The organism is Sphingomonas sp. BE138, assembly GCF_031456125.1.
Classification (GTDB): Bacteria; Pseudomonadota; Alphaproteobacteria; order Sphingomonadales; family Sphingomonadaceae; genus Sphingomonas.
This window is the reverse complement of sequence record NZ_JAVDUC010000021.1, coordinates 1-24,529: the sequence shown is the minus strand read 5'-3', so window position 1 is coordinate 24,529 and position 24,529 is coordinate 1. Positions and strand designations below refer to the sequence as shown.

General features: G+C 64.7%; 29 protein-coding genes. 13 read left to right on the top strand and 16 right to left on the bottom strand.

Features of this window, described 5'->3' with window-relative positions:
* Positions 1-220: 220 nt before the first annotated feature.
* Entirely contained in the window at positions 221-643 is a 423-nt protein-coding gene (locus J2Y58_RS17955; protein ID WP_017980694.1) for a protealysin inhibitor emfourin, read from the bottom strand.
* Positions 640-1,218 (bottom strand): hypothetical protein, encoded by a 579-nt coding sequence (locus tag J2Y58_RS17950; protein WP_310106229.1) that lies wholly within the window; start codon positions 1,216-1,218, stop codon positions 640-642. The genes J2Y58_RS17955 and J2Y58_RS17950 overlap by 4 nt, the downstream gene beginning before the upstream one ends.
* A 64-nt stretch (positions 1,219-1,282) precedes the next feature.
* On the opposite strand from J2Y58_RS17950, the gene J2Y58_RS17945 reads away from it, so the two are divergent.
* Positions 1,283-1,564 carry a helix-turn-helix domain-containing protein gene (locus J2Y58_RS17945; protein WP_066652225.1) on the top strand — a complete coding sequence of 94 codons (282 nt, stop codon included), beginning with the start codon at positions 1,283-1,285 and terminating at the stop codon, positions 1,562-1,564.
* A gap of 566 nt (positions 1,565-2,130) precedes the next feature.
* On the opposite strand, the gene J2Y58_RS17940 is transcribed toward J2Y58_RS17945, so the two are convergent.
* The 4 genes from J2Y58_RS17940 to J2Y58_RS17925 form a co-directional block, all read right to left on the bottom strand.
* Positions 2,131-2,340 carry a hypothetical protein gene (locus J2Y58_RS17940; protein ID WP_063690300.1) on the bottom strand — a complete coding sequence of 70 codons (210 nt, stop codon included), beginning with the start codon at positions 2,338-2,340 and terminating at the stop codon, positions 2,131-2,133.
* A gap of 402 nt (positions 2,341-2,742) precedes the next feature.
* Positions 2,743-3,933: a replication initiator protein A gene (locus J2Y58_RS17935; RefSeq protein ID WP_017980698.1), complete on the bottom strand. Its 1,191-nt coding sequence runs from the start codon at positions 3,931-3,933 to the stop codon at positions 2,743-2,745.
* 79 nt (positions 3,934-4,012) lie between these two features.
* The gene (locus J2Y58_RS17930; protein WP_066652229.1) at positions 4,013-5,068 is read right to left on the bottom strand and encodes a ParB/RepB/Spo0J family partition protein; all 1,056 of its coding nucleotides are present in this window, start codon (positions 5,066-5,068) and stop codon (positions 4,013-4,015) included.
* 50 nt (positions 5,069-5,118) lie between these two features.
* On the bottom strand, positions 5,119-6,267 hold the full coding sequence (locus J2Y58_RS17925) for an AAA family ATPase (protein ID WP_066487632.1): 1,149 nt from the start codon (positions 6,265-6,267) through the stop codon (positions 5,119-5,121).
* A 141-nt stretch (positions 6,268-6,408) separates the two neighbouring features.
* Here J2Y58_RS17925 and J2Y58_RS17920 point away from each other — a divergent pair, with 141 nt between their 5' ends.
* From J2Y58_RS17920 to J2Y58_RS17905, 4 genes are all read left to right on the top strand, one after another.
* The gene (locus J2Y58_RS17920; protein WP_310106217.1) at positions 6,409-7,950 is read left to right on the top strand and encodes a site-specific DNA-methyltransferase; all 1,542 of its coding nucleotides are present in this window, start codon (positions 6,409-6,411) and stop codon (positions 7,948-7,950) included.
* Positions 7,950-10,580: a DEAD/DEAH box helicase family protein gene (locus J2Y58_RS17915; RefSeq protein WP_310106210.1), complete on the top strand. Its 2,631-nt coding sequence runs from the start codon at positions 7,950-7,952 to the stop codon at positions 10,578-10,580. Before J2Y58_RS17920 ends, J2Y58_RS17915 begins: the two co-directional genes overlap by 1 nt.
* Before the next feature lie 266 nt (positions 10,581-10,846).
* Positions 10,847-11,167 (top strand): DUF1778 domain-containing protein, encoded by a 321-nt coding sequence (locus J2Y58_RS17910; RefSeq protein ID WP_310106207.1) that lies wholly within the window; start codon positions 10,847-10,849, stop codon positions 11,165-11,167.
* Positions 11,164-11,718, top strand: coding sequence for a GNAT family N-acetyltransferase (locus J2Y58_RS17905; protein WP_010409162.1), 555 nt, complete (start codon positions 11,164-11,166; stop codon positions 11,716-11,718). Before J2Y58_RS17910 ends, J2Y58_RS17905 begins: the two co-directional genes overlap by 4 nt.
* A 55-nt stretch (positions 11,719-11,773) precedes the next feature.
* Here J2Y58_RS17905 and J2Y58_RS17900 read toward each other — a convergent pair whose 3' ends face one another.
* From J2Y58_RS17900 to J2Y58_RS17890, 3 genes are read right to left on the bottom strand one after another with little or no spacing between them, the layout of a single operon-like run.
* On the bottom strand, positions 11,774-12,535 hold the full coding sequence (locus J2Y58_RS17900) for an ImmA/IrrE family metallo-endopeptidase (RefSeq protein WP_010409164.1): 762 nt from the start codon (positions 12,533-12,535) through the stop codon (positions 11,774-11,776).
* Positions 12,532-12,963: a hypothetical protein gene (locus tag J2Y58_RS17895; RefSeq protein WP_202189340.1), complete on the bottom strand. Its 432-nt coding sequence runs from the start codon at positions 12,961-12,963 to the stop codon at positions 12,532-12,534. Before J2Y58_RS17895 ends, J2Y58_RS17900 begins: the two co-directional genes overlap by 4 nt.
* Positions 12,960-13,520 carry a hypothetical protein gene (locus J2Y58_RS17890; protein WP_168727486.1) on the bottom strand — a complete coding sequence of 187 codons (561 nt, stop codon included), beginning with the start codon at positions 13,518-13,520 and terminating at the stop codon, positions 12,960-12,962. The genes J2Y58_RS17895 and J2Y58_RS17890 overlap by 4 nt, the downstream gene beginning before the upstream one ends.
* A 189-nt stretch (positions 13,521-13,709) precedes the next feature.
* Here J2Y58_RS17890 and J2Y58_RS17885 point away from each other — a divergent pair, with 189 nt between their 5' ends.
* Together J2Y58_RS17885 and J2Y58_RS17880 are read left to right on the top strand one after the other, a co-directional pair.
* The gene (locus J2Y58_RS17885) at positions 13,710-13,934 is read left to right on the top strand and encodes a DUF2188 domain-containing protein (RefSeq protein ID WP_066652237.1); all 225 of its coding nucleotides are present in this window, start codon (positions 13,710-13,712) and stop codon (positions 13,932-13,934) included.
* A 74-nt stretch (positions 13,935-14,008) separates the two neighbouring features.
* Positions 14,009-14,488 carry a toll/interleukin-1 receptor domain-containing protein gene (locus J2Y58_RS17880; RefSeq protein ID WP_066652238.1) on the top strand — a complete coding sequence of 160 codons (480 nt, stop codon included), beginning with the start codon at positions 14,009-14,011 and terminating at the stop codon, positions 14,486-14,488.
* A gap of 585 nt (positions 14,489-15,073) precedes the next feature.
* Here J2Y58_RS17880 and J2Y58_RS17875 read toward each other — a convergent pair.
* From J2Y58_RS17875 to J2Y58_RS17865, 3 genes are read right to left on the bottom strand one after another with little or no spacing between them, the layout of a single operon-like run.
* Positions 15,074-16,051: an AAA family ATPase gene (locus J2Y58_RS17875; RefSeq protein ID WP_310106189.1), complete on the bottom strand. Its 978-nt coding sequence runs from the start codon at positions 16,049-16,051 to the stop codon at positions 15,074-15,076.
* Positions 16,051-17,703, bottom strand: coding sequence for a DDE-type integrase/transposase/recombinase (locus J2Y58_RS17870; protein ID WP_310106187.1), 1,653 nt, complete (start codon positions 17,701-17,703; stop codon positions 16,051-16,053). The genes J2Y58_RS17875 and J2Y58_RS17870 overlap by 1 nt, the downstream gene beginning before the upstream one ends.
* Complete coding sequence (locus tag J2Y58_RS17865) at positions 17,696-18,292, bottom strand: recombinase family protein (protein ID WP_310106184.1); 597 nt, start codon at positions 18,290-18,292, stop codon at positions 17,696-17,698. The genes J2Y58_RS17870 and J2Y58_RS17865 overlap by 8 nt, the downstream gene beginning before the upstream one ends.
* Positions 18,293-18,457: 165 nt before the next feature.
* Here J2Y58_RS17865 and J2Y58_RS17860 point away from each other — a divergent pair, with 165 nt between their 5' ends.
* Together J2Y58_RS17860 and J2Y58_RS17855 are read left to right on the top strand one after the other, a co-directional pair.
* Positions 18,458-19,150 (top strand): hypothetical protein, encoded by a 693-nt coding sequence (locus J2Y58_RS17860; protein WP_310106181.1) that lies wholly within the window; start codon positions 18,458-18,460, stop codon positions 19,148-19,150.
* Entirely contained in the window at positions 19,150-19,410 is a 261-nt protein-coding gene (locus tag J2Y58_RS17855) for a hypothetical protein (RefSeq protein WP_310106179.1), read from the top strand. The genes J2Y58_RS17860 and J2Y58_RS17855 overlap by 1 nt, the downstream gene beginning before the upstream one ends.
* A gap of 113 nt (positions 19,411-19,523) precedes the next feature.
* Here J2Y58_RS17855 and J2Y58_RS17850 read toward each other — a convergent pair whose 3' ends face one another.
* On the bottom strand, positions 19,524-19,868 hold the full coding sequence (locus J2Y58_RS17850) for a hypothetical protein (protein WP_310106175.1): 345 nt from the start codon (positions 19,866-19,868) through the stop codon (positions 19,524-19,526).
* A 24-nt stretch (positions 19,869-19,892) separates the two neighbouring features.
* Here J2Y58_RS17850 and tnpA point away from each other — a divergent pair, with 24 nt between their 5' ends.
* From tnpA to J2Y58_RS17830, 4 genes are all read left to right on the top strand, one after another.
* Positions 19,893-20,243 (top strand): IS66-like element accessory protein TnpA, encoded by a 351-nt coding sequence (gene tnpA / locus J2Y58_RS17845; RefSeq protein WP_310106171.1) that lies wholly within the window; start codon positions 19,893-19,895, stop codon positions 20,241-20,243.
* Positions 20,240-20,593, top strand: coding sequence for an IS66 family insertion sequence element accessory protein TnpB (gene tnpB, locus J2Y58_RS17840; protein WP_405053128.1), 354 nt, complete (start codon positions 20,240-20,242; stop codon positions 20,591-20,593). The genes tnpA and tnpB overlap by 4 nt, the downstream gene beginning before the upstream one ends.
* Positions 20,594-20,654: 61 nt before the next feature.
* Positions 20,655-22,199: an IS66 family transposase gene (gene tnpC / locus J2Y58_RS17835; protein ID WP_405053127.1), complete on the top strand. Its 1,545-nt coding sequence runs from the start codon at positions 20,655-20,657 to the stop codon at positions 22,197-22,199.
* A complete protein-coding gene (locus J2Y58_RS17830; protein WP_310106167.1) occupies positions 22,196-22,798 on the top strand; it encodes a plasmid pRiA4b ORF-3 family protein in 603 nt (200 codons plus the stop codon). The genes tnpC and J2Y58_RS17830 overlap by 4 nt, the downstream gene beginning before the upstream one ends.
* Before the next feature lie 120 nt (positions 22,799-22,918).
* Here J2Y58_RS17830 and J2Y58_RS17825 read toward each other — a convergent pair whose 3' ends face one another.
* The 3 genes from J2Y58_RS17825 to J2Y58_RS17815 all read right to left on the bottom strand — a co-directional run.
* Complete coding sequence (locus tag J2Y58_RS17825; protein ID WP_310106164.1) at positions 22,919-23,419, bottom strand: hypothetical protein; 501 nt, start codon at positions 23,417-23,419, stop codon at positions 22,919-22,921.
* On the bottom strand, positions 23,416-23,904 hold the full coding sequence (locus J2Y58_RS17820) for a hypothetical protein (RefSeq protein ID WP_310106161.1): 489 nt from the start codon (positions 23,902-23,904) through the stop codon (positions 23,416-23,418). Before J2Y58_RS17820 ends, J2Y58_RS17825 begins: the two co-directional genes overlap by 4 nt.
* Positions 23,813-24,529, bottom strand: a 717-nt coding sequence (locus J2Y58_RS17815) for a hypothetical protein (RefSeq protein WP_310106158.1), incomplete at its 5' end; no start/stop codon positions are given. The genes J2Y58_RS17820 and J2Y58_RS17815, both read right to left, overlap by 92 nt.

Here is a 24,529-nt window from a genome sequence, read left to right as displayed (position 1 = left end):
CGGGTTGATCAACACCGAACACAAGGACGTTGCCACAAAAGGCGAACCATGATGATGTAGCAACTGCCAGCGTCACCCCCGCCACAGGGGACCTCAGCTAGAGAGTGTTAGCAACCCTGCATAGCACAAGGCGCCGCCACCTTTAGGCGGAGCCCTGGACATGCGTGACGGCCACCCGGCCAACACCTAATTGCTGACCGGCTGCTATGTCTTGAGGTTGCTACGCCTCACCGCCGGGACTGACCGGGCGGCGAACGGACGCTATCACGTCGGGAGCGCCGAGCAAATGCGAAGCGTGGTGTCTCGCCCTGCCCGATAGGCAGCGGCGCACGGTTCGGATCAGCTGCGCCAGCTCCGGTGCTTCGAACGGCTCCGGGACGGTCAGCACCCGTGAGTGGTCGGCATGCACGAGACGTATGCTGTACGTGCGCGCGTCAGGGCGGACAGGCGCAGTCCCATTCGGAACCGGGCGGGTGAAGAAGTCACTCGCCTCGGCCGCGGTGAGCAGCTCGGCGACCAGTGTCGGGTCGAGATCGGCGAAGTGGCGAACTCGCTCGCCAGCCCGGCCGGGAAAGTGCGCGATCCCGCCGGAGATCGTAATGCCGACCAGATCTCCAACCGTTTCCGGCTTAGAGCCGGTCACGCAGGCGCCCTGCCCTGCCTGGCGGCACGCCGCTCACGAGCACGACGGCGTCGTTCCTCGTCGCGCGCGACCTGAGCGGCGTCGATCACCGGTGCTTCGACAAGGCGAAATCCTTCCGCTCGCCGTGCAGCTTCCCTTCGTCGAGCTCGCTCTGCCTGAACCTCGAATCTCAGATCGGAGCGGGTGACCACGTAATCCAACTCGTGCTCATGCTGCCTGATCAGCGCGGCCAGCGCATGGACGGTCACCTCGTGGCCCACGGCCGCATCTAAAGCTTGTAGCCAGCGAGGTGACGCGTAGCGGTGACGTTGGACCCAAACATCGCGGCCGAGTTCCAGGCCTACTACCAGCGCCCATGCAACCGCATCGAGGCGGCTCGCTACCACAGGCGTCGTTCCGGTCACCTTGTCGACGACGGTGAGCGCGATCAGCCCGGCCCAGAAGGTTAGGATGCTGACCACCGGACACGGGTAGGTCCGGCTGACCTCCAGGCGAGCGACGAAGCGATCCAGCACCGGTATGGAAGCTTCCCTGTCCGCCGATGCACACTTCTCAGCAATTCGGTCGTCTTCCATCGGATCGCGCTCGCAAAAAGCTAGACGCGTGATATACGCTTTACGTATACTAGGCAAATGGTAGATGCCTGGTATGCGTTCTCCTGCTTCGTCTGACCTGCATTGTCGCATCGTGCACCTGCTCACAAAGGCACGCCGTGATGCCAAGCTGCGGCAGGTCGATCTCGCTGGGCGGCTAAGTTGGCAACAGGCCTACGTGTCGCGGTACGAAACCGGCGAGCGCCTGCTTGGCGTTGACGAGTATGTTGCCGTGGCATTGGCTATCGGGGTCGATCCGGTCATGTTGTTGAAGCAAGCTCTCGAGATTTCAGTTGGTAAGAGGGTTGACGAGCGACCAACTGAATAGCGGGCATCCGCTTGGTAGGTCGTGCCGGTGCGATCGACGAGGAGCGAGGCATGGACATGGTTCGTCGCAGACGCCGACATTACCCCATCCGTCCTTCGTCACCGCGTTACTGCACTGACTGGGGCCTGGATCGATCGAGCAAGTCGCTGCCCGGTCCTGACGATTTACGCTAGCGCACGGCACTGTGGACGCAATGCGACGCTAGAGCCTGCCTTTCTGAATCTCCAAAATTCAAAGAAAAGTATCTCGCGGGGTTAGAGGGTTCAATGAGGGGTTAAGAGGTTAGGGGTGCTGCTGTAACTGCTCAAGTCAGCGACTTTCCACGATTCGCTTTCGAAGGTGCGTTCCCGGAGTATCGTTGCGGCGTTCCTGAAGGATCGATGCTCGCGTTCCCGATGTATCGCCTCGCCGTTCCGGGAGTGTCGATTAGCGTTCCCGGAGTATCGATGATCGACGGACGGGTGGAAAATGAGCACTCTCATTGAATCAGTTTGCGATGGCGTTGCGCCGGCGACGTTCAAATTGTCCGAATCTGCGGTGCGCCACGAGGCCGTAGGAAGGATCTGTCACTCGCCACGCGATACATCCGGAACGCCATCGTCCTTGCGGATAATCTCGATGCCCGTGGAACGCGGCTTTTGCGGGACCAGTCTGCTGCAATGGACGTCGACCTCTTGCCGCTCTTCGGATCCCTCCACGACGCGGCAACAGCTCTCGCTCACCAGGGTCGGTTCGGCGCCCTGCAAATCCAGGCTGTAGCGGAAACCACCGTACATTTCGGACTCCGGGAACTATCGATCCCCGAAGGTCTCTAGCATGGGTGCCAGTCGTAGCAGGCGGAGTCCGCTTTTCGCCTCCAGATCGCCGACGCGGCCACGGATGACGGCGTGAAAGTTCGCGCAGGCTCCGCCAAGCGCCCCGCGTGATCAGAGCCATCGCCACGGATGACGGTCCACCGCCATGCGCCACCTGATGCAGCGGCGCGAAGCCGGATGTGCTACCCGGCCGCGTAGTGTTGGCGAGCGCGGGCATTGCCCGGACCTTTTCAACAATCGTCGTCCAGTTGTAGCTCCGTGCCGCGTCTGCCAAAGGATCGCGTTGCTGCTCGATGTTCGGACACAGAACCCCGCGCTGGCGACGCCGTCCTATTCGGTGGCCACGAATCGCAGGTGATCTCTCTACCGCAGCGTATGCCGATTCTTAGCATCAAAGCGCCGCACGTAGCCGATGAAGGCGTTCTGATAGCTCACCGGGGTCCGGCCTGCGTCCGCCTCTATCCAGGTGCGGAAGTCAGCGTGGAGTGTCTGATAGTCCCAGCCGGGGCATTCGGCGCGCAGCGTTGCCAGAGTCGCGTCGGTGATCTCGCCGAAGGTGGCGCGGCCCGACAGGCTCTTCACGCTGCGGCGGATCAGGGCGGCGGCATCGACGCCGGGCTCGGCCGTCGGCTCAAGAGCGGGATCGGGCTTCGGGGCGGGGGAGGGTGCCTTGCCAGTCTTCGCTGCCTTCGCTGACGGCGCCGCCTTCGTCTCGCCTTCGCTTCGCCGGCGCATCCGCAACGCGGGTTCGCGCTTGCCATCGGGCTGCTCTATCGTCAGCGCATAGCCGGGCAGTTCGTCGCGCTCGGCGATCTTGGCGATCTCGAACTTGAAGCGGCGATACTGGCCCTCGGCGCCCGACTTCTCGAACAGCGTCGGCATCGAGATGGCGAAGCCCGCCTCGCCGGCGCCGCCCGCATGCTTGCGCGCGACCTTGTACAGCCAGCGCTCGCGCCCGCCGGTGATGTCGAAATAGGCGCGGTCGATCGACAGCACGCCGCCGGTCATCATCACGCCTTCCCAGAACCAGTTCGACAATTCGATTGTCATGCCACGCGAGCGCTCGGTCTTCTCGTCCACCAGCTGCGTCCAGCCGTCGAGCCAGCTGAACGTCGCCTCGCGGCGGTTCTCGGCACGGATATTTGTCTTGACCGTGGTCGACACCAGCCGGTCGAGCGCCTGGCCGAGCAGCTCATAGGCGCGACCCGTCGGCTGCCGCCCAATCGCGCGCAGCAGGTCGTAGGGCATCAGGTGGAGCTTGCGCGGCACGTCGTTAACGCCGCGGCGCGCCATGTCGGCGAGCATCGAGGCACAGTAGATCAGGATGTCCGCGTCCCAGATCGTCGCCATGCCGTAGTCGGGATTGGCCGAGACGTGGACCCACAGCTTGCCGTCCGGTGATCGGTAGTCGATCGGCTTCACACGCTTCGACTTTGCGAGGCTGAAGAAAGGCCGCTCCATCATTTCGCGCTGGTCGCGCAGCGGCAAGTCGGCAAGATAGGGGAGGAACAGCTCGAACTGCTCGGACACGGCCTCCCGGCGCGCGCGGGTCATGCGATGTTTCCCCGGGGAAACATCGACCAGCGGTTTACAAAACCGATGCTCCGCCCCTGCATGTTTCCCCGGGGAAACATCAGCGCTGGAGTCCTTTCCCGGTCGCCTCGAGGTGGGCCAGTGCATCGCGCAAGGCGGTCATCAACTCGTCCGTGTCTGCGCCAGAGCCCGCGTGGAGGCGGATCGTCACGCCTTGCCGGTTAGCCGACTGTACCGTCAGTGCGGTGCGCCCGTACTTGGTGGCGTAGCGGTACGGCTCCGGCCTTTCGTCACCGGACAACGCCTTTGGCGCGTCGAGCAGCCGCCGCAGCACGTCCGTGGCGGGGGAGGGGGGGGCGCCCGCCTCGCGACGTGCCGCCTGTTCCTTGGCGACCTGCCGCGCCATGGCGGTGATCGCCTTGGCCATGTCCTTGTCGTCTAGCGCCTGGGCGAGTGTATAGGCCGGCTTCAGCTGCACGTCGCCCGGCGAGGCGAAGGCGGCAATCACCGCGTCAGGGATCGTGGCGACCTTCAGCATCTTGGACAGCCAGCCCTTGGACAGCTTCAGCCGTTCGGCCATCCGCGTCTGGTGGTTGCCGTAATGCGCCTTCAGCGCGTCGAGATAGTTGCGGGCCCGCTCCAGGTCGGACACGTCGGCCCGCGCGCGGTTTTCCAGATCCGCCAGCCGGAAAGCCGCCTCATCATCCAGCTGCGCGACCTGCGCCACGAACTGCATGTCGGGATAGCTGTGCGAACGCAGCCAGCTGATCGACCAATGCCGCCGCGTGCCGGCGATCACCTCGAAATCGTGATCCGGATCGCCGTCGACGCGCCGCACCACCGCCGGCACCTTCTGTCCGCCCTCGGCGACGATCGAGTCGATCAGCTCGCGGCAATTCTCCTCCGAGAGGTGCGCGTAAGTGCGAGCGTTGCCCGGCCAGATGCGCACGCGCGCGGGATCGAGCAGCAGTTGGGTGACCTGCCGCACCTCGCCGCTCGCCACACGCGCCAGCGCGGACTCGCGACCGAGCAGCGTGGTCGTGCGCGCGCGTTCCGGGGGAGCCTCGCGCGCCGGGGCAGGGAAGGGGGCATTGCCTTGTTCGGACGCGTCATCTGCGAGCAGCGCCGCCAGATAGTCCGATTGCTTACGCGCCATGCCGCACCTCCCGTGCAGAACGTAAGTAGAACATGGCGTTGTAGGAAAGGTCAGGCCGCGGCATGGATCACCGCCTCCTCGCTGGCCGGTTCGACACGCCCCCAGCTTTGGCGCACGAGCTGCTCCACCTGCCGCAGCGCCTCGTCCAGATTGGCGCGGCTGCGCTTGTGCGTCTTGGGCGTGCCGATCGGCTTTTCCAGCTCGTAGACGGTCATCATCCGCATCGCCGCATGGCTGATCTCGGCCGATTCGAGGATCGGCACCGGGAGCAGGGCAGGGCCGAAGCTCTGCTCCATGATCGCGCGCACCATTGCGTGGCTGGGATCGTTGCCATCGAACTTGGAGCAGATCAGCCGGACGAACTGGTAGTCGACCTCGATGCCGGCGCCCGTCAGCTGGTGCAGCACCTGATCCATCATCGACAGGAATTGCACGGTGGAGCAGAAATCCGGCGTGGTGGCCGCCAGCGGCACCAGCAGCGCGTTCGCCGCCTGCATCACTGCCAGGCTAATCGTGCCGAGGGCAGGGGGCGGATCGAGCAGAACGATGTCATAGTCGCGCGCGAGGTCGGACAAACCGCGCTTCAGCTTGCGAAACCGCGCCGCCAGCACTGATCCGCCATCGCTGCCCGCTGCCGCCAGCTCATATTCAACGTCGAACAGTTCGAGATTGGACGGGATCAGGTCCACGTTCGGCCACGGCGTCCGCTTTACCGCGTAGAGCAGGTCCGCTTGGGTTGGGTCAATCGAGAGATACGGGTAGAGCGTCTCTTCCCGCGTAATGTTGAAGTGTGGGTTGAAGCCGAACAGGGTCGTCGTCGTCGCCTGGCTGTCGCAATCGACCACCAGCACGCGATAGCCCTGCACCGCGAAATAATGGGCTAGGTGCGTGGTGACGGTCGACTTGCCAACGCCGCCCTTGAAGTTCTGCACCGCGATGATCGCCGGCACGTCGAGCGGGGCGCGGGCAGGGGACGCGCCCAGCACCTCGCGCATCCGCAGCATTTCCTCGACCGTGTAGCCCAGCCGGCGCCCGCTCTCGGAGGCGGGGGCAGGGGGCAATCTCCCGTCATCTTCCGCCATGCGGATGCGGTTGGTAGAGCAGCCGAGCAGCTGTGCCGCCTCGGCGATGCCGAAGCGAACGTTGAGCCCCTTGCGGCTCTCGGGCAGAAACGCTTTGCGCCGGAGGCGTTCGATCATCCGCTCGCCAGCCTCGGCGAGGTCGCCGATCTGCGTCAGCACTGCACCATCATGTGCCAAGACAAAGCCCCTTGAACCTTTTCAGCAACGAACTTGCCAGATTTCATTCAGGGCGGCAAGAAGGCGGGCGAAGGGGACACAATGCCGATCCTGCACTGGCTGACACGCGACCGCGACGTGAAGGCGGCGGATGCCGTACCGTACCGCCTGCTGGAGCGCGACGCGGCGCTTTCCGCCGGCGCGCCCGGCAGCGGCAACATGCTGATCCAAGGCGACAATCTGGAGGCGCTCAAGAGCCTGCTGCCCAATTATCGCGGACAGGTGAAGTGCATCTACATCGACCCGCCTTACAATACGCGGTCGGCTGTTTCTGTCCATTATGACGACACGTTAGAGCACAGTGAGTGGCTGGCGATGATCTATCCGCGGCTTGAACTACTCCAAGAACTGCTCGCTGAGGATGGAAGCATCTGGGTGTCAATTGACGATCATGAGGGGCATTACCTCAAGATCGTGATGGACGAGGTGTTTGGACGCGGATCTTTCATTGCAAGCCCTGTTTGGCAAAAGCGTTACTCGCGTGAAAACCGAGAGGCGATCGGCGACGTTCACGAGTATCTGCTCGCTTATTCGCCATCACCTGAGCGCTTCAAAGCGCAACGCAACAAGCTGCCGCTTGATGAGGATCAGGCCAAGATCTATCGCAATCCTGACAACGCCAAAGAAGCAGACCCGAGTAAGCGTTGGCGTGGGCTTCCGATGACTGCGCAGGGCTACCGCCCAAACCAGATGTACGAGATTGTCGCCCCGAATGGTCGACGGCATACACCTCCCGAAGGTCGCTGCTGGTCGATGATTCGACCCGAGTTCGAAAAGCTAGTTGAGGCGAAGCGGATTTACTGGGGCAAGGACGGGAACGCACAGCCGAGCGTCATCCGTTTTCTTTCTGAGGTCGAAGGATTGGTGCCTTGGACATGGTGGCCACATGGCGAGGTCGGCCATACTGACGAGAGCAAGAAAGAGGCGAACGCGTTGTTTGGCGCCGACGTAAGTTTCGGCACGCCCAAGCCCGAACGCCTGCTGCAACGCATCCTCCACATTGCCACCAACCCCGGCGACCTCGTCCTCGACTCCTTCCTCGGCTCCGGCACCACGGCGGCGGTCGCGCACAAGATGGGGCGGCGCTGGATCGGGATCGAGATGGGCGACCATGCCGTCACTCATTGCGCGCCGCGGCTGAACAAGGTTATCGCGGGTGAGGGCGGCGGCATCAGCCGGGCGGTCGACTGGCAGGGCGGGGGCGGGTTCGACTTCTACCGGCTCGGCCCTGCGGTGTTCGACGCCGATGGCACGATCGCCGCCGGCATCGCCTTCGCCCCGCTCGCCGCGCACGTCTGGTTCGCGGAGACCGGGACGCCATTCGCCGGAGCGGCCGCCACGCCGTTCCTGGGCCACCATGACGGGCAGGGGGTCGCGCTGCTCTACAATGGCATTCTCGGTGACAAGCGTCCGGCGGGCGGCAACGTGCTGACACGCGCGACGCTGGCGCTGATCCGGGAGGGGGCAGAGGGCTTCACCGGCCCGGTCACCATCTATGGCGAGGCGAGCCGGCTGTCGCCCGCGACGCTCACCGCCGAGCGCGTCATCTTCAAGCAGACGCCCTACGACGTGAAGGCCCGCTGATGCAGCTCAAGACCTATCAGCAGGCGACCCTCGACACGCTGCGTCGCTTTTTCGAAGCGGCACAGGCGCACGGGCCCAAGGCCGCGTACGAGGCGATCACGACCGAGCCGGACCAGGCCAGGCGGCTGCGCGGCTATGGCGGGCGCTACACGCCCCTGCTCGGGCAGGAGGGGATGCCCTATGTCTGCCTGCGCCTGCCCACCGGCGGCGGCAAGACGCTGCTCGCCGCGCACAGCGTCGCGGTCGCGCGCGATGCGTGGATCGGGCGCGACTATCCGCCGGTGCTGTGGCTGGTGCCGACCACGACGATCCGCCGGCAGACCGTGGACGCGCTGAACAACCCGCGCCATCACTATCGTAAGGCGCTGGCTGCCGCCTTCGGTGAGCCGGTGCGCGTGTTCGACATCGCCGATTTCACCCGGCTGACCGCGGCCGACCTGTCGCGGCACCTGTGCGTGTTCGTCGCCACCATCCAGACGCTGCGCGTGGAGAACACAGAGGGGCGCAAGGTCTATGCGCACCACGAGGCGCTGGAGCCGTTGTTCGCGAACGTGCCGAAGCGGATCTCGGGGCTGGAGCCGCTCGGTGCCGAGGTGGCAAAGCGGGTAGGGGGCCACCCGGACGACATACGCTATTCCTTAGCCAACCTGCTCCACCTCCATCGCCCGCTGATGATCGTGGATGAGGCGCACAAGGCGGTGACCGGCCTGTCGCGCGAGATGCAGGCGCGCGTGAACCCGTCCGCCATCATCGAGTTCACCGCGACCCCGCATCCCAAGAGCAACATCCTCCACGCCGTTAGCGCCGCGGAGCTGAAGGCGGAGCAGATGATCAAGCTGCCCGTCCGCCTGGATGAGCACCAGACCTGGGAGGGTGCGGTGACCGGCGCGATCGCGCGCCGCGCCGAGCTGGCGGAGAAGGCGGGCCGCGATCGCGACGGATACATCCGCCCGCTGGTGCTGTTCCAGGCCGAGGACAAGGGCCGCGAGGTGACCGTCGACGTGCTGCTGGAGCACCTCCGGTCCGTCCACCACATCCCCGCCGACAAGATCGCGGTCGCGACCGGCGACCAGCGCGGTCTCGACGGCATCGACCTGTTCTCGCCCGACTGCCCGATCGACTACATCATCACCGTCGAGGCGCTGAAGGAGGGCTGGGACTGTTCCTTCGCCTACGTCTTCTGTTCGGTCGCCAACATTCGCAGCGCGACCGATGCGGAGCAGCTGCTCGGCCGCGTGCTGCGCATGCCCTATGCGAGGAGGCGCAAGGCGCCCGCGCTGAACAAGGCCTATGCGCACCTCGTGTCCAAGTCATTCGCGGAGGCCGCGACGGCCCTCAAGGACCGGCTGGTCGACATGGGCTTCGAGGAGCAGGAGGCGGAAGCGTCGATCGAAGCGGCGCCGACGTTGGGAGAGGGGCTGTTCGGCGCGCGCGCGCGTCCGCTGCCGTCCGCGCGGATCGAGGTTGCGGCGGATGCGGGCACTTTGGCGGCGGTGAGGGCCGCCGCGCCCGATCGGCTCAGCGTCGAGGATGGCGCGATCCGGATCACCGGCTTCCTGCGCGAGGCGGAGAAGGCGGCGGTCTATGCCGCGCTCCCCGCGCCCGCCGCCGCCCATGTGCGCGAACAGGTCGCCGCCTATGAGGCCGAGCACGCGCATGAAGCGGCGCCCGCCGAGCTTGGGCAGACGTTTGTCGTGCCCCGCCTGATGGCGCAGATGCAGGGCGAGCTGGTGTTCGCCGATACGGACCGCCTGTCCGAGTATTTCGACTGGTCGCTCGCCGAGGCCGGTCACCAGCTTACCCGCGACCAGTTCGACGTGGCCGAAACCGCCGACGCCTTTCAGATCGACCTCGACGGTGATCGGCTCACCGTGGCGCACAGCGACGTCAGCGACCAGTTGCTGCTCGACGTGCCGGTCGAGGGCTGGACGGAGAGCGGGCTCGTCGCGCTGTTGGCAAAGGCGGTGCGACAGGATGACGTGCGCCCCGCCGAGCTGCTGGCGTGGCTGGCCGATGTGGTCGGTTTTCTGGTCCGCGATCGCCATCTGCCGCTCGCCGCGCTGATGCGCTGCCGCTTCATGCTCGCGCGGCGCCTGCGCGATCGCATCGCCGCCGTTCGCCAGGCCGCGCGTGAGCGGGCGTATCAGAGCTGCCTCTTCGGCCCCGACGCTGCGCCGACCGTCTCGGTCGAGCACGGCTTCCGCTTCGCTGACGGCATGTTTGATGGCGTGCCCGCCTATCGGGGCAGCTATCGCTTCACCAAGCACTTCCTGCCCGCGGTACCTGTTTTCGACAGCGGCGAGGACGGCGAGGAGCTCAGCGCCGCCAAGCAGCTCGACGCGGTGCCGGAGGTGGACGTCTGGGTCCGCAACGTCGCGAGCCATCCCGCCGCCTTCTGGCTGCCGCTGGCGACGGGCCGCACCTACCCCGACTTCGTGGCGCGGCTGACGGACGGCCGCCTCCTGGTCGTCGAGTATAAGGGCGGCCATCTCGTCCGCGACGCAGCCGAAAAGCGCCTCGCCGGTGAGCTGTGGGAGCGAAGCGGCGGCGGCCTGTACGTCTTCGCCGAGCGGGAGCGGGACGGGATGAACGTACGCGATCAGATCCGTCGTGCGATCGGCCGTGGGTGATTGGCGGTCGTTTGGCAAAGGGCAGGGTTGGGTAGGAAAACGGACGGGGCGGCTTGGACAGACGGGAACGCCTTCATTCACCATTCACGCCGGCACTCACGGCAGCTACCAGCTCCCACACCCCTCATCGAAGTGCATGTTGGCTCATCCCGGCCAGACATTCTGACGCGGGTTTCTGACGCCTGCAGCAGGACAGACAAATTAAGCGACTCTCAATCTTTTGTTGAAATGTACGCCGCAAAGACGTACATGTGCGTGAAGGTTGGATGAGGTGTGCCATGCTTGGCTTTCAGGATCAGGTCGGCGCCGTTGAGGAGCGCAGCAGCGAGCGGATGAACTTCCGTACCAAGCCGCGCATCAAGCAGGCGATTCAGCAGGCTGCCGCTCTTTCCGGTGTGGACGATTCCGTCTTCACGATGAACGCGGCCTATCGCTCTGCGATGGAGACGATCGCGGCGCACGAACGCACCACCCTGCAGCCGGTCGATCATTCGCGCTTCTTTGCGGCGCTCGACACGCCGCCGGCACCCACCGAGCGACTTCGGGCAGCATTCGCGCGGCATCGTGAGACGATCGTCAGCAGGTGACGGCGACAGAGGACGCAAAGCTCTTCACCATCGAACCGCTCGATCCTGCCAAGCACGATCGAGCGGCCTTTTCCTGTGGCATCACGCAGGTCGACAACTTCTTCCGCCGGACCGCGAACAAGCTCGCCAAGGCGGATAACGTCCGCACCTTCGTGATGGTCGGTGCCGAGGGCGAGCTGATCGGCTTCTATGCCACCAACGCCCATGCGATCGACTATACCGAGTTACCCGATCGGTTCGCCCGCAACCGCCCTGCGCATGGCAGTATCCCGGCCGCCTACATTTCGATGATCGGCGTCGACAGCCGCTTTCAAGGGCAAGGCTATGGCGGCGATCTGTTGGTCGATTGTCTCAAGCGCCTGGCCTTGGCGGCCGAAGCGTTGGGGATCGCCGTCGTCATGCTGGACGTGTTCGACTGCGGCGATGCCGAGAAGGTGGCGAAACGCATCGCGCTCTATACCGGCTATGGCTTTGAGCCGCTGCCCTCCAACGGCTTGCGGTTGTTCCTGCCGATCGCGACGGTTCGGACTCTTACGCAAGCGGATGCGTAGGCTGAGAATTGCTGACGCGTAACTTGCCCAGTTCAAAGCCCCATGCTGCGCGGTCCTAATCAAGCATTTGATCTTTCAGCGTCAGAAGGGCGAGCACATCATTCCCAAAGCCTTTGACGCACTCCTCGGTCAGCTCAAACCTATCGGCGCCCCGGCGATCGAACCATGCGTCCGCCCCGATGATCGTCGGCCGCGACCGATCAATCTTTCCATACAGCACGTCCATCGCGTCTGACTCAGGATCGAGATCATCACGGGGAAACCAGTGATCCGGAATGCCGCCATTGCGTCGAAACCATCGGCGTCCGTTCTGACCGTGGCAAACGATCATACAGGGCCAAGGACTATGGTCGATAAACCTTTGCGCCGTCGCCAACCGGCTGGTGGAAAAGGCAGCCGCCAGAGCGTCGATTGCTTCGAATGACGGCCGCCGGTGAGCGGCAGCAAGCGGTCGAAACAGATAGGCCGGCATCAACAGGTCGGCGGCATAATTATCAGCTTGCCGCTCAATGCCGGCACCGCCCTGGCTGACACTTCCGATCTCACTCGCCCTGCAGACCGACGACCGGCCGCGATGATGCTGCCAGTGGCCCAACTCGTGCGCGATCGAGAAGCGACGGCGACGCGGATCGCCATCGCCTTTCACAGTGATGATCGCCTGATTGCGAAAGCCGATGATCCTGGCTTCACAGCTCTCCAGAATGCCGTTGCGCACCTTGGCACCCATCGTCCAAGCGATCGCCTCGATATCGATCTCATCCGGACTGGTGACGCCGAGGGACTGCAAAAGCTTTTCGGCTTGACCAAGCCCCTTCAAATCGGATTGCCGTCTTCGTCGATGGCACCAAGCTCTCGCAAATCGGCGAGTATATCATCCATCTCTTTCTCGGTAATGCCTTCGCCGTTGCGTGCGGCCATCGTCAGCCGGCTTTTCAGCTTGCTGTCATCGTTGGCGAACCAGGCAAGGACGGCCGCTCGATCCCTGAGAGGAAGCTGATGGACTTGCCCTCGGCCCGTTCCGGCTGCGCGATCGATCTCTGCTCGCGCAGCCTGAAGGCGCGACTTTCCAGATCGGGCGGTTGCGGTCGAGATTATCGCGCGGATACGGTCGGCTTCATCCTCGACATTCAGTCCTTCGGCCTCGACCTCCGCCAGTAATTCCGCGTCCGACATAGCCATGATGTCTGCGACCAGTTCATCCGCCAGCCGATCGATCGGAGGGGTAGGGCGCCCCGCGCCGCTCACGATGACCATCCATTGGGAAAAGCCGCATCTATCTTGCGGCGGACACGGCGTCGGATAGTGGCATACGCCGTCATATCGACACCGATCATGGTCATGATCTCCTCCTTCGGAAGGTCGTCCAGATATGCCCACAGGAACAGGGTTGCTTCCTCATCATCGGCAAACAAGGTTTCCAGCGCATTTCGCCGAGCCGACGCATCTTCCCGTGAAAGCGCCAGTTCCTCGACATCGGGTTTCGTTTCTACCGGCTCATGCAGTAACCGGCCTTCGGCATCAGTGGCATCAGCCGATACCAGTTCGGGTTCGACCTTCTGTTGCCTAGCGGACGCGCGGCTGCGCATGACGCCAATCAGGAATGCCACCATTCCCATCCTGCGCGGGCAATTCCGAACACCCTCGATCGTCTGACATACAGCTTCGTTGAGCAGGTCGTCGGCTTCACACCCTGCGGCAAACGCATATTGTCGTCCCGCCTTCCTCAGTCTGAGAAGGTCGACCGAGGTCAGGCGTTCGATCGCCTGCCGCGCTTCCGCAAGATCAAGGGTCGGTTCGCTCACTCAACTCCGCCGCTTCCTGACGGAGTAGGCTGATTTTCAGCGCGGCTCAGACACAACACGAAAAAATCGTGTCAGGATGTCCGAGAGCACCCGCCGTTTCAGCCTACCCCCTTTGATAGTCAATGAAGACGATCGGGAGCGGCGTCGCAAGCCGTCTTACCCTTACAGCGCGAGGAAGGAGGTAGAATTATGTCCGGAAAGAACCAGCATGTCGTCCCGCACGCGGGGTGTTGGGCTGTTCGCGGCGCCGGCAACGGTCGTGCGACATCGATCCATGACACTCAGCGTGACGCGATCGATGCTGCACGAGGCATCGCGCAGAACCAGCGCAGCGAACTTCTGATCCACGGCCGCAACGGTCAGATCAGGGACCGCGACAGCTACGGCGGGGACCCGTTCCCGCCGCGCGGCTGACCTGATGGGCGTGCCGGAAGGCACGCCCCGTTAGCCAATCAGTACCTCCGCCCTACCACCATCGGAACGCAACGATGATCAAGGTCTTCCTCTCCCACCAGTCGACCGACGCCGTCACAGCTGCTGGCGTCGCACGCAGGCTGAAACAGCAGCACGACATCGACTCCTACCTTGATGTAATCGACCCTTACATAGGTCGACCCGGGGAGGATCTTGCAGCCCACATCCGCAGCGAGATGGGCAAGTGCACCCAGCTCCTCGCAGTCGTTTCGGATGCGACCAAGGCGTCGCAGTGGGTGCCGTGGGAGATTGGCGTGGCGACGGAAAAGGACTTTCCACTCGCCACCTACGCTGCCGCTTGGGCGACGCCGCCCGAGTTCCTGCGCAAGTGGCCTTACCTACGGTCGGACGCTGATCTCGACCAGTATGCCATCGCTTCCAAGACGGCGCGCCGCGTGCTGATCAACAAGCGCACGACGCTGAACGAGAGCACTGCGCGCGCGTCCTCGACCCGCGACTTCTACGCCACCCTGCGTGCCGGCCTTGGCCAGTGATGCGCACCATAAGGAGCATGCCATGACCAAGACCGTGTTCGTCGCGTTCGCCATCGAGGACGAGCGCCAGCGCGACTTTCTCAAGGGCCAGTCGCTCAGTCCGCGTCAGCCCTATGTGTAGGCGCTTGCAAACGTAGCGGCTTCTGCTCGCAAACAGCGCGGCTTTCTGCCCAGATTGGCTGACAACGCGCGGCCTAATCTGCTCACGTTATCTGCCAATGTGCTCGCCATTATCCCGTCCCTGCTCGCAAACAAAAATACCTGCTCACATTCTCCGCCAATGGCGAAGGTGGTGGTTAGCTACCGCTCCGAGGTCTGCGCAGCGATGCATATCTCTCTGGTGTTGACTGTGAGCGGTAGCGCCCTCCCGGACGGTGAGGCGGCAGTAGATCAATCAGCCGCTCCAGACCACGGATCATCAAGCGATGGAACAGAAAGTCGACTGCCAGCAGCGCCACGATGACGGCTGCACCAATCGCGACCGTAGCTGTCACGCTCAAAGCCCATCTCCCGCTGAACGCCCCTGCATACCTTCATAATAGCTACGCCCGCTATTTGGCGATGTCGGTGCAAATGCGGTCAGCATTATATTGGCACTCCTGCTTCGCGGAGCCGTTCGGTCAGTTCGCGGGTGTGTTCGGCGTCCAGCGTTCCGGCGAGGAACGCGCGTACGTCGGACGGCCGGGTGTTGAGCTGGCTGGCGAGCGCGCCAGCGTCGTAACCGTTGCGGGTAAGCGTGGGTTCGAGGTCGTCGATCGCCCGCGACAACACCTGCTCGACGATCTCAGCCGTAACCGGCTTGGCGGCGAACCGGAAGCCCTGCTCAAAGGCGAGCGTCAGGTGCATCTCGATCTGGAGCGGGGTGCGCAGGCGCTCGGCGATGAGGTCGATGGCGTCTTCCTCCATCAGGTCGGCGACCTTGACGCCCTCGGCCGCGCAGGCACCGAGCAGCCAGGCGACATAATCGCGGCGGTCGGCGCCGATGCCCTCATAGTCGAACGTCGTGGTGCGGTAGCCGATCTCCTCCATCTGCGGGCGGCGCAGGTCGTTGCGTAGCCGGGGATGACCGACGAGCAGAACCGAGAGCAGCACGCCGGCATCAGCCACCACCTCCATCAGCCGCTTGAGGCCGGTGAGCGTCTTGTGGTGGAGGTCGTGCGCCTCGTCGACCACCAGCACGACCGGGCGCTTGCCCTTGCGCATGATGTCGCGAAGGTCGCGTTCGCGGCGCTCGGCCTGCTTGGGGATTTTCACCTGAGCCCGGTCGCCGGGCGAGAGGTCGTAGAACAGCGCCTCGATCAGCGACGGCAACGAGGTGCGGCGCTTGTCGACCGCGAGAGACTTGGCGACGGCGACTTTGCCCGCCTTGGCCAGTTCGTCCTCGATGCGGCGCAGCAGGTGCGTTTTGCCCGATCCGACCAGGCCGGAGACCACGATCAGCCTGCCGGTCTGCACGGCCGCGCAGACCTCGCGCACGAGGTTGCGCTGATGCTCTGTCTCGAAGTTGCCGACGCCCTGGAACGGGCGGGCGAGCCCGTAGCTGGATTGAACGTCGGCGAGCATCAGCTTGTCCCCCGTCTTGCCTGAAACCGCTCGCGGATGCGGTCGGCGATGATGGTCTTGTCGAGCGTCTCGCCCAGCAGCGCGTCGATAAAGGCGCGGTCCCCCTCGGGCAGCGAGCCGAGCGGTCGCCGAAGCTGGTCGACGATGGCGTGGCGCGCCGCGAGCCCGGTCGGATACGCCGTCTCGACAGCAGGTTCGGGAAAAGGTGTCTGCCGCACCGCAAGCCCTGCCGTGGAGGGCGGCAGCGACGGCAGCGGCCGGTCGCCGCCCGTCACGGTCGCGCGGGGTAGCCCCAGCTGGTCGGCGAGCCGGACTACCTTGTCGAGCCGCTCCTCGGCGCGGCTCTTCTGGTACTTGCGATAGCGGTAGAGCGGCACGGCGCCGCGCGACGGCTCGTAGGGGCCATGACGCTTACCGTCATGCTCCACGAAGAGCTGCTGGTCGAACAGACCCCAGAGCAGCGTCACCGTCTCGCCGGCGAGTTCAGGTTCGACCTCGTAGGAAGCGCCCTCGACCGAGACGGTCGCATCGCCTGCGACGGTGCGCCGCTCGGGCTCGCGCGCGAAAGCGCAGAACCGCTCCCATGAGCACATGGCCCGCACGCCCTCGCCGGGCAGGTGCCGCAGCCAGTGCTCGATCCGGGCGTGCGGCTCGGAACGGTGATCGCCGTTGTTGTAGGTGACCAGCGCGCGCCGCATCCACAGATTGGCTTCCGCCTCGTCCGTGGGCTTGTGGAAGTGGTACAGCGTCTCGTGCACCTCCTTCACCGTGCGGAACGGGCGCTCGACCTTGCCCTTGGCGCGGGCTGCGGTGTGCCGGTCGTCCGACTTGGGCGGCAGGTGAGTCAGGACGCGCACGCCCAGGCTGCCCATCACCGACTGGAACACGCGCGACCGGCTGACCGGGCCGTTGTCCATGTAGATCGTGACCGGCAGGCTCTGGAACGGCAGCTCGGGTTCGGGCTTGGCGGCAAAGGCGTTGAACAGGAAGCGCAGCGCGGACTCGGCATCCTCGCCATAGACGCTGCGATACTCCTGATAGACGACGCCCGAGCAGTCATCGACGGCAGAGAACAGCATCAGCGTGGGTTTGCCGCGGCCCTGTTCGATCCATAGCGGCGCCTCGACCTGCTTGAGGTCGGACGGGCTCATGTCGAAGTGCCACAGTTCGTTGGATCGCCGCGCCTGGAAGCGCACGGCAGCGTGCGGGCGGGTCACGCGGGCATAGTCCAGCCCCGACGAGCGCAGCAGCCGGTCGATGGTCGCCCGCTTCAGCAGGCCAGGTGCCACCTTGACCAAGCCCTCCGGTGTCTCGACGCCATCGGTTTCCAGGAACTCGATGGCGCGAGCGGTCGAGACGTGCCGGCCCTTCTTGTTGGTCGTCCTGATCTTCAGCGCCGCGACGATCTCGGCGTAGCGCTCCATCTCCACCTGCGGCGCGACCCGCGTCGCGCCATGGTCGGATCGGCGCACCGACCTGGGCCGGTTCACCTCGCGCAGTGCCCGGTAGAGGGTCCAGATCGAGATGCCGTAGGCCTCGGCCGCACGGGCGATGATCTCGGTGCGGCCGGGATCGCGTGGAGGCAACAGCGACAATCGTCGGCGAAGATCGACCAGCGCCTCCCCGGGCGGTCGCTTCGCCCGGTCAGCCATGGGCTGTCGCGGGCTCCTTGGCCGATGCGCCGCTGCCGCGCTTGCCGGCGTAGCGGTAAAGGGTCGCAACCGACACGCCCATGCGCTTGGCGATGTCGCGCACCGGCAACGTCCCCTCCTTCATCATCGCCCGCGCTGCGGTGACGTCGCTCGGGCGCATCGCCAACGGGCGGCCGCCCTTGCGGCCCTGCCGGCGCGCTTCCACCAGTCCCGCCGTGGTCCGCTCCCGAATAAGGGCGCGCTCGAACTGCGCGATGGCGCCGAACACATGAAAGGTGAGCATGCCGCCCGGAGTAGTCGTGTCGATGCTTTCCGTCAGCGACACCAGCCCGATCTTCTCGCGCTCCAGCTCCTCGGCCGTGGCGATCAGTTTCTTGAGCGAGCGGGCGAGGCGGTCGAGCTTCCAGACGACCAGCGCGTCGCCGGCGCGCAGCACGTCTTCGAGGATGCGCGCCAGCTCGGGCCGGTCGTCGCGCGCACCCGACGCCTTCTCGGTGAACACCCGCTCGCAGCCGGCGCGTCGCAGCGCGTCGAGCTGAAGCTCGGGGTTCTGGTCGCTGGTGCTGACCCTCGCATAGCCGACCCGCATGGGTGTCCGATCTTCTCCAAACCCGTCGATGGCATAACGTTTTGCGAAGGCAGTTTCCAGAACAGTTTTGACAAAACCCGGCCCGCAGATTTACGTTGCCGGGCAGGCAAGGCGATCGGCTCGTCAGAAACGGTCGTCTTGCAGAACCGCTGAGGAGCAGGGTTCATGCAGGTGCTCGATACGATAGGATGGGCAGGCGACGGTGACGACACCGACTTCTTCCTGGCAATCGAGCGCACCTTCGACCTTCGCCTGCGCTCAAACCTGTCTTGGACGACATTCGGCGAGGTGCGTGACCATGTCGTCGCGCATGTCGCGGCTCATGGTGGTGGCGGCACGACATGCGCCACGCAGATGACCTTCTACAGGCTTCGACGCGCGCTCGGGCTTGGGCGGCGCGTCGGACCGGATGAGCCGTTGGCACCGCTGATCGGCGAGAAGTTGCGTCTCGCGTTCAGCGACCTGGAAGCCGACACCGACCCCAAGATGTCGGCAACACGAGCCGGATGGCCTGGGATCGTCGGCGGTCTTTGCTTCGCCGTCGCGGTCGCGATCCTCGCCTTCACGACCCTGGCACCGCCCCTTCGCATCGTTGCCGCTGCAGCGAGCGCCTACGCGGGGCTGTGGTTGCGGCACATCGACCGTCGACGACTGCCACACGGATGCGAAACCCTCGGCGATCTGGCGCGCCTGGTGGCGGAGCAGAACCGCGGCAGGCTGGCCCGCAATGGCGCGCGCCTCACCGCCTCCGAGGTATGGCGGATCATCCAGCAACTGGCTGCCGAGGAGAGCGGCATCGACCCCGATCTGATCGGACCGGAGACGACCTTCTTCCGGAAAAAGGCGCGAGCCGCCTGATGAGCTACGAAAAGCGCCCAATCAATTGGGGGTGCCTGACTTCTATGGTGCTGATGACGCCGATTGCACTGATCGTATTTGGCGCAGGCATGATGGGCGGTGGCGGGTGCGAGGGGCGAGAACCGCCGTGTGTCGGAGATTACACGCCCGTATGGGTTATGATGGGCATGGTAGTCGCGGTCGCGATTGGGCTGGCCTTCCTCATCAACCTGCTCGCTGCAAAAATTCGCTCTTGGCGCGGTAGGCGGAACGCAAGGTGACCATTACTTTTCGCCGTGGCAGAGAGCGTGAGCAGGCACTCCCTGTTTGCGAGCATGTGCGGACGATGGCGAGCACATTGTCAATTAGCGTGAGCATAATAGCCCACTCGCTGTCAGCCAATCTGAGCAGAAAACTCCACTGTTTGCGAGCAGAGGCCGCTACAATTGCAAGCGCCTACAATTAGCGTGCGCAGAACGGTGGCGAAGCGTTCGGGCAGTTGATGTGTGCTGGGATGCGCGTCGGCGAGCAGCTCAGCCAGTACGCCTTCGGTCCAAGGGACGCGGGAGCTGCCATCGTGTGCGTACTCGAGTTCGCACTCCTCGAAGAAGCGAGTGATGTAGAAGCTGCGTAAGCGCGGTCTGGAGGCCGCCTTGCGGTAGCGCTGGCGTTCAGGATGCTTGTCGCCTTTAACGAGGGCGCTGGGGTGCGGGAAGTTATCGGTTCTACGACCAGTCATACGAGCACTCGTATGACTGGTCGGATGGAGGTGGTCGGCCGGGTGTCGGGCCGGCGCCGATGGTCGGACGCGGAGAAGCTGGAGATCCTGGCCGAGGCGTTCCGGCCCGGAGTGCGGGTCTGCGACGTCATCGCGCGGAGCGAGGTGTCGAGCAGCCTGATTTACACGTGGCGCAAGCAGTTGCGCGAAGGCAAGCTGGCGGGCGTCGTGCCTTCGTTGCCCGTGTTCGCCGAGGTGCAGATTGCCGAGCCGCCCCCGCCCGCACCATGCCCATCAGGACTCATCCACATCGAGCTGCCGGACGGTGTGCGGGTGAGCGTCGACGGACACGTGGATGCAGGCGCGCTGGCACGGGTGTTGTCGGTGCTGCGGTGAGCTCGGTGCCGGTGCCGTTGCCGACGCGGGTGTTCCTGGCGTGCGGCGTGACCGACATGCGCAAGGGGTTCGATGGCCTGGCGGTGCTGGTGCAGCAGGTGCTGGCGCAGAACCCGCATTCGGGTGCGCTGTTCGCGTTCCGGGGCAAGCGGGGGCATCTGGTCAAGCTGCTGTGGTTCGATGGCCAGGGACTTTGCCTGTTTTCCAAGCGGCTTGACCGGGGCCGCTTCGTCTGGCCGGTGACGGCAACGGGCGCCGTGACGCTGACGCCGGCGCAATTGTCGATGCTGCTGGAGGGCATCGACTGGCGCCGGCCCGAGCGGACGTTCGTGCCGACGCTGGCGGGGTAGGAACGGCAGTTTTGCGCCACTTTCTCTCGCTCGCCGACCTGCAATCTGCTATGGAGACAGCGTGTCGGAAGCGCCTGTTTCCCCTGCTGATGCCACCGCGCGGATCGCCGCGCTGGAGGCCTCGCTCGCCCGGGCCAATGCCGCACTGGCTGCCCGCGACCTGCTCATCGATACCCTGCGCGGACAAATCGCCCGACTGCGGCGGATGCAGTTCGGCGCCTCGTCCGAGAAGCTGGGGTGCGAGATCGAGCAGCTCGAGCTGGCACTGGAGGAACTGGAGACCGAGCGCGATGCGCCTGGGGCCGAAGCAGCCGACCCCGGCGTGGCGGCACGGCCGGTGCCCGTCCGCAGTCTGCCCGGGCACCTGCCGCGCGAGGAGGTCATCCACGAGCCGGCGTCGGGTGCCTGCACCTGCCCGGACTGTGGCGGTGCGCTGCGCCCGCTGGGTATCGACGCGCACGAGATGCTCGACATCGTGCCGGTGCGCTGGCGGGTCGTGCGCAACGTCCGCCCCAAATACAGCTGCCGGTCCTGCGAGAAGATCGTCCAGGCACCCGCGCCGGTCAGCGCCATCGTGCGGGGCAAAGCTACCTTCGCGACGCTGGCGCACGTCGTCGTCTCGAAGTTCGACCACCATCTGCCGCTCTACCGCCAGGCCGAGATGATGGCGGCGCAAGGGCTCGCCATCGACCGCTCGGCATTGGCGGGCTGGACCGGACAGGCTGCAGCGCTCCTCGACCCTATCGTCAGCCGCATCCGTGACGAGGTGCTCAAGGCCGACAAGATCCATGCCGACGACACGCCGGTACCGGTGCTCGACCCCGGCCGGGGCAAGACCGCGACCGGGCGGCTGTGGGTCTATGCCACCGACGACCGGGCATCCGGCAGTACCGCGCCGCGCGCGATCTGGTATCGCTTCACGCCAGACCGAACTGCGGCGCACCCGACATCCCATCTCGCCGGGTTTCGTGGCTTCCTCCAGGCGGACGCCTATGCCGGCTATGACGGGCTCTACCGGGGTGGTGTCACCGAAGTCGCCTGCTGGGCACATTTCCGGCGCAAGGTCTTCGATCTTCACGAGCGGTCACCCACGCCGCTGACCACCGACATCCTCGAGCAGATCGGCACACTCTATGCCGTCGAGGCAGAGGTGCGCGGCCAACCACCCGACGTGCGATACCGAACCCGGCAGGAGAAAAGCCGGCCGTTGGTCGACGCCTTGCGCGAGACGCTCGACGCAGCCCTGCGCCGCCTGTCACCCAGGTCCGACATGGCAAAGGCCATCGCCTACGGCACCAAGCGCTGGCCAGCACTGTCGCGCTTCCTCGACGATGGACGCCTGGAGATCGACAACAATATCGCGGAGCGTGCGCTGCGCAGTGTCGCGGTCGGACGCCGCAACTGGCTGTTCGCTGGCTCGCGCGCCGGTGGCGAACGGGCCGCTGCCATCTACACCGTCATCCAGACCTGCAAGGCGAACGGCGTCGACCCGCAGGCCTATATCGCCGACGTCATCGCCAGAGTCGCAGGCGATTGGCCAGTCAGCCTTTGGGACGAACTCATGCCGTGGAACTGGGCTCACGAACCTGCCAGACTGGCGGCATGAGCGCCGAAACCATCGCCCGCCTGCATATCGTCCTGGACGACATCGAACCCGCCATCTGGCGCCGGGTCGACGTGCCCGTAACCGCCAGCCTCAAGATGCTCCACGACATCGTCCAGGCCGCGATGGGTTGGGAAGATTGCCATCTGTGGCATTTCGAGGCCGGCGACCGGCGCTACGGCATCCCCGACCCGATGTGGCCGGAGAGCGGCATGACCGCTGCAAAAAATGTGAAGCTCGCGACGCTCATCGACCGGGGCGTGCGGGAACTCGTCTACACCTACGACATGGGTGATGACTGGCGGCACACCATCACCATCGAGACCGTTGGCGCTGGCGAACCCGACGTCAAATATCCGCGCTTCGTCGACGGGGAACGGCGCTGCCCGCCCGAGGATGTCGGCGGCTTGCCCGGGTTCGAGATGTTCCTTGATGCCATGGCCGACCCGGCCCACGAAGAACACGACCGCCTGCGGGAATGGTATGGCGGCCCCTACAACGCCGACGACATCGACGAACGCTTCACCCGCCGCGCCATCGCCGCCATCGCCATCCGCCGCCACGCCGGCAAACTCGCATACCAGAAGAGCCGCGCTCAATAGCAAGGCGGCCTATCGACCACGCTTACGAAGCTGCTGCGATACTGGAACCATTGATGGTCGATGTTGCCGACGACCATCTCCGCAATCAGGCGGAGGTTGCGTGCTTTGAATTGCATCGGTCTAAGCCTGTTCGGTACGAGGTGCTCGACTTGCGAAGCGAGCCTCGGTGTTCGCAGCGACGATCGCGCTGACCCTCTCGGAGACTTCCTTGAGGGTAGCGGTCAGCCGGTTGAGTTCGGACTGCGATCCGACCAGCTCGGGCCCGTATCGTGCGGCGACATATTCCTTGCCGCTGGTCAGCCGGGCCAGATGACCGGCGGTCTTCGGCCGCAGAGCGAGACCACACTCGATCGCGCGCTTCGCGCGACCGGCAAGATCGTGCTGCAGCCCGCGAACCATCTGCGGAGTGTCGCCGGCGTCCAGCATGAGGGCGTTTAGATACAGTTCGATCGCGTGGATCGCGAGGAGGCGGGCGGGTGCCAATGTCTGCGGCTCTTCACCTTCAAACCGCATCATCAGGTGAGTGCAGCTGTTGTGGTAATCATGCGCCAGAGAAAGGATCTGCCACGCACTGGCGGCAGATCCGGGATAGCCGGCCAGCGACGCGTCCGAGTCGCTCATTGATCCCTATCCACTGGTCGGCCGATCCCGACTGACACCATCGCATCGAGCACGCGCTGAAGCAGGCTGGAAGGGATGAACCCATAGCTCGCCGACGGTTCGCGACCCGGTATCGGCCGCGTGTCGTAGCCCGGCCAGGCGTACCGGTTCCACTCGCTGACCACAATCCACGACCGGTCGCCGGTGAGGCCTAGCTGGCGACGCACGGCTTGTGGGACCTCGATCGCGACGTCGCCGACGCCGGGTTCCTTGGTGGTGAACGGGACCACATGGACTAGAGACAGGCCGTCCCGGCTGACCGTCATCAGCACGACGGCGACTGGTCGGTCCTTTATTCCTTCATCGCGACCTTCGCGATATTCTCGTTCCCACAGGTAGCTGTAGTTGAGGACTTCACCCGGCTCCGGCAGCTTGGAGCCGCCTTTCGGCTTCTTCGCTGCCTGGCCCGGGTTTGACGGCGCGGAGCGCGTCGAGGGTTTCTTCATCCAGATCCTCCGTGCGCCCGGCGACCCGTTCACGGCGTCGCAGGCGCTCATATTCGTCCACAGGAACCATGACGAAGCGCACCCGGCCGTTGCGGCTGACGCCGACAGGACGGATCATCGCCTCGTCGGAGTAATGACCGAACTGCTTCTGCAGCGTGCCGGACGGCACGATTTCCATGCTCTTCGCCATGAGCGGCGCTCCAATCTTGTCGCGGTTACCGTGGTGGGATCTGTTCGAACCGCCTGCCCGCGGGCTGTCCTTCACCAGTGCGTTGCGGATGTCCGCTTGGCCTAGCGGCCGTTGTCTTTGCACATCGGGACGTCTTCGTCGTGTATGGCGGTCTTGTTGCGTTGCGTTTGTCTGTTTCCGAGCGTTACCTGGAGCAAGCCAGCCTGAAAGGCTGACAAGCCGGATCATGCGGATAATTTGGGAAAGCGTCAAGACCTGGTTCATTCGGCAAAGCTGCACATTGTTTATTCCAGTAATGTTATTTCCTGGAAAAAAGGGGGTGGCCGGATCGGCCGCGTTCTGTCGGTTGTCCTGAAACGGTGGACGCACACGGCGAGCGTCGCCCGGCGTCAGTCCACTCCTGAAATGGTGGACATTCTCCCCAAAAGAGCGGAC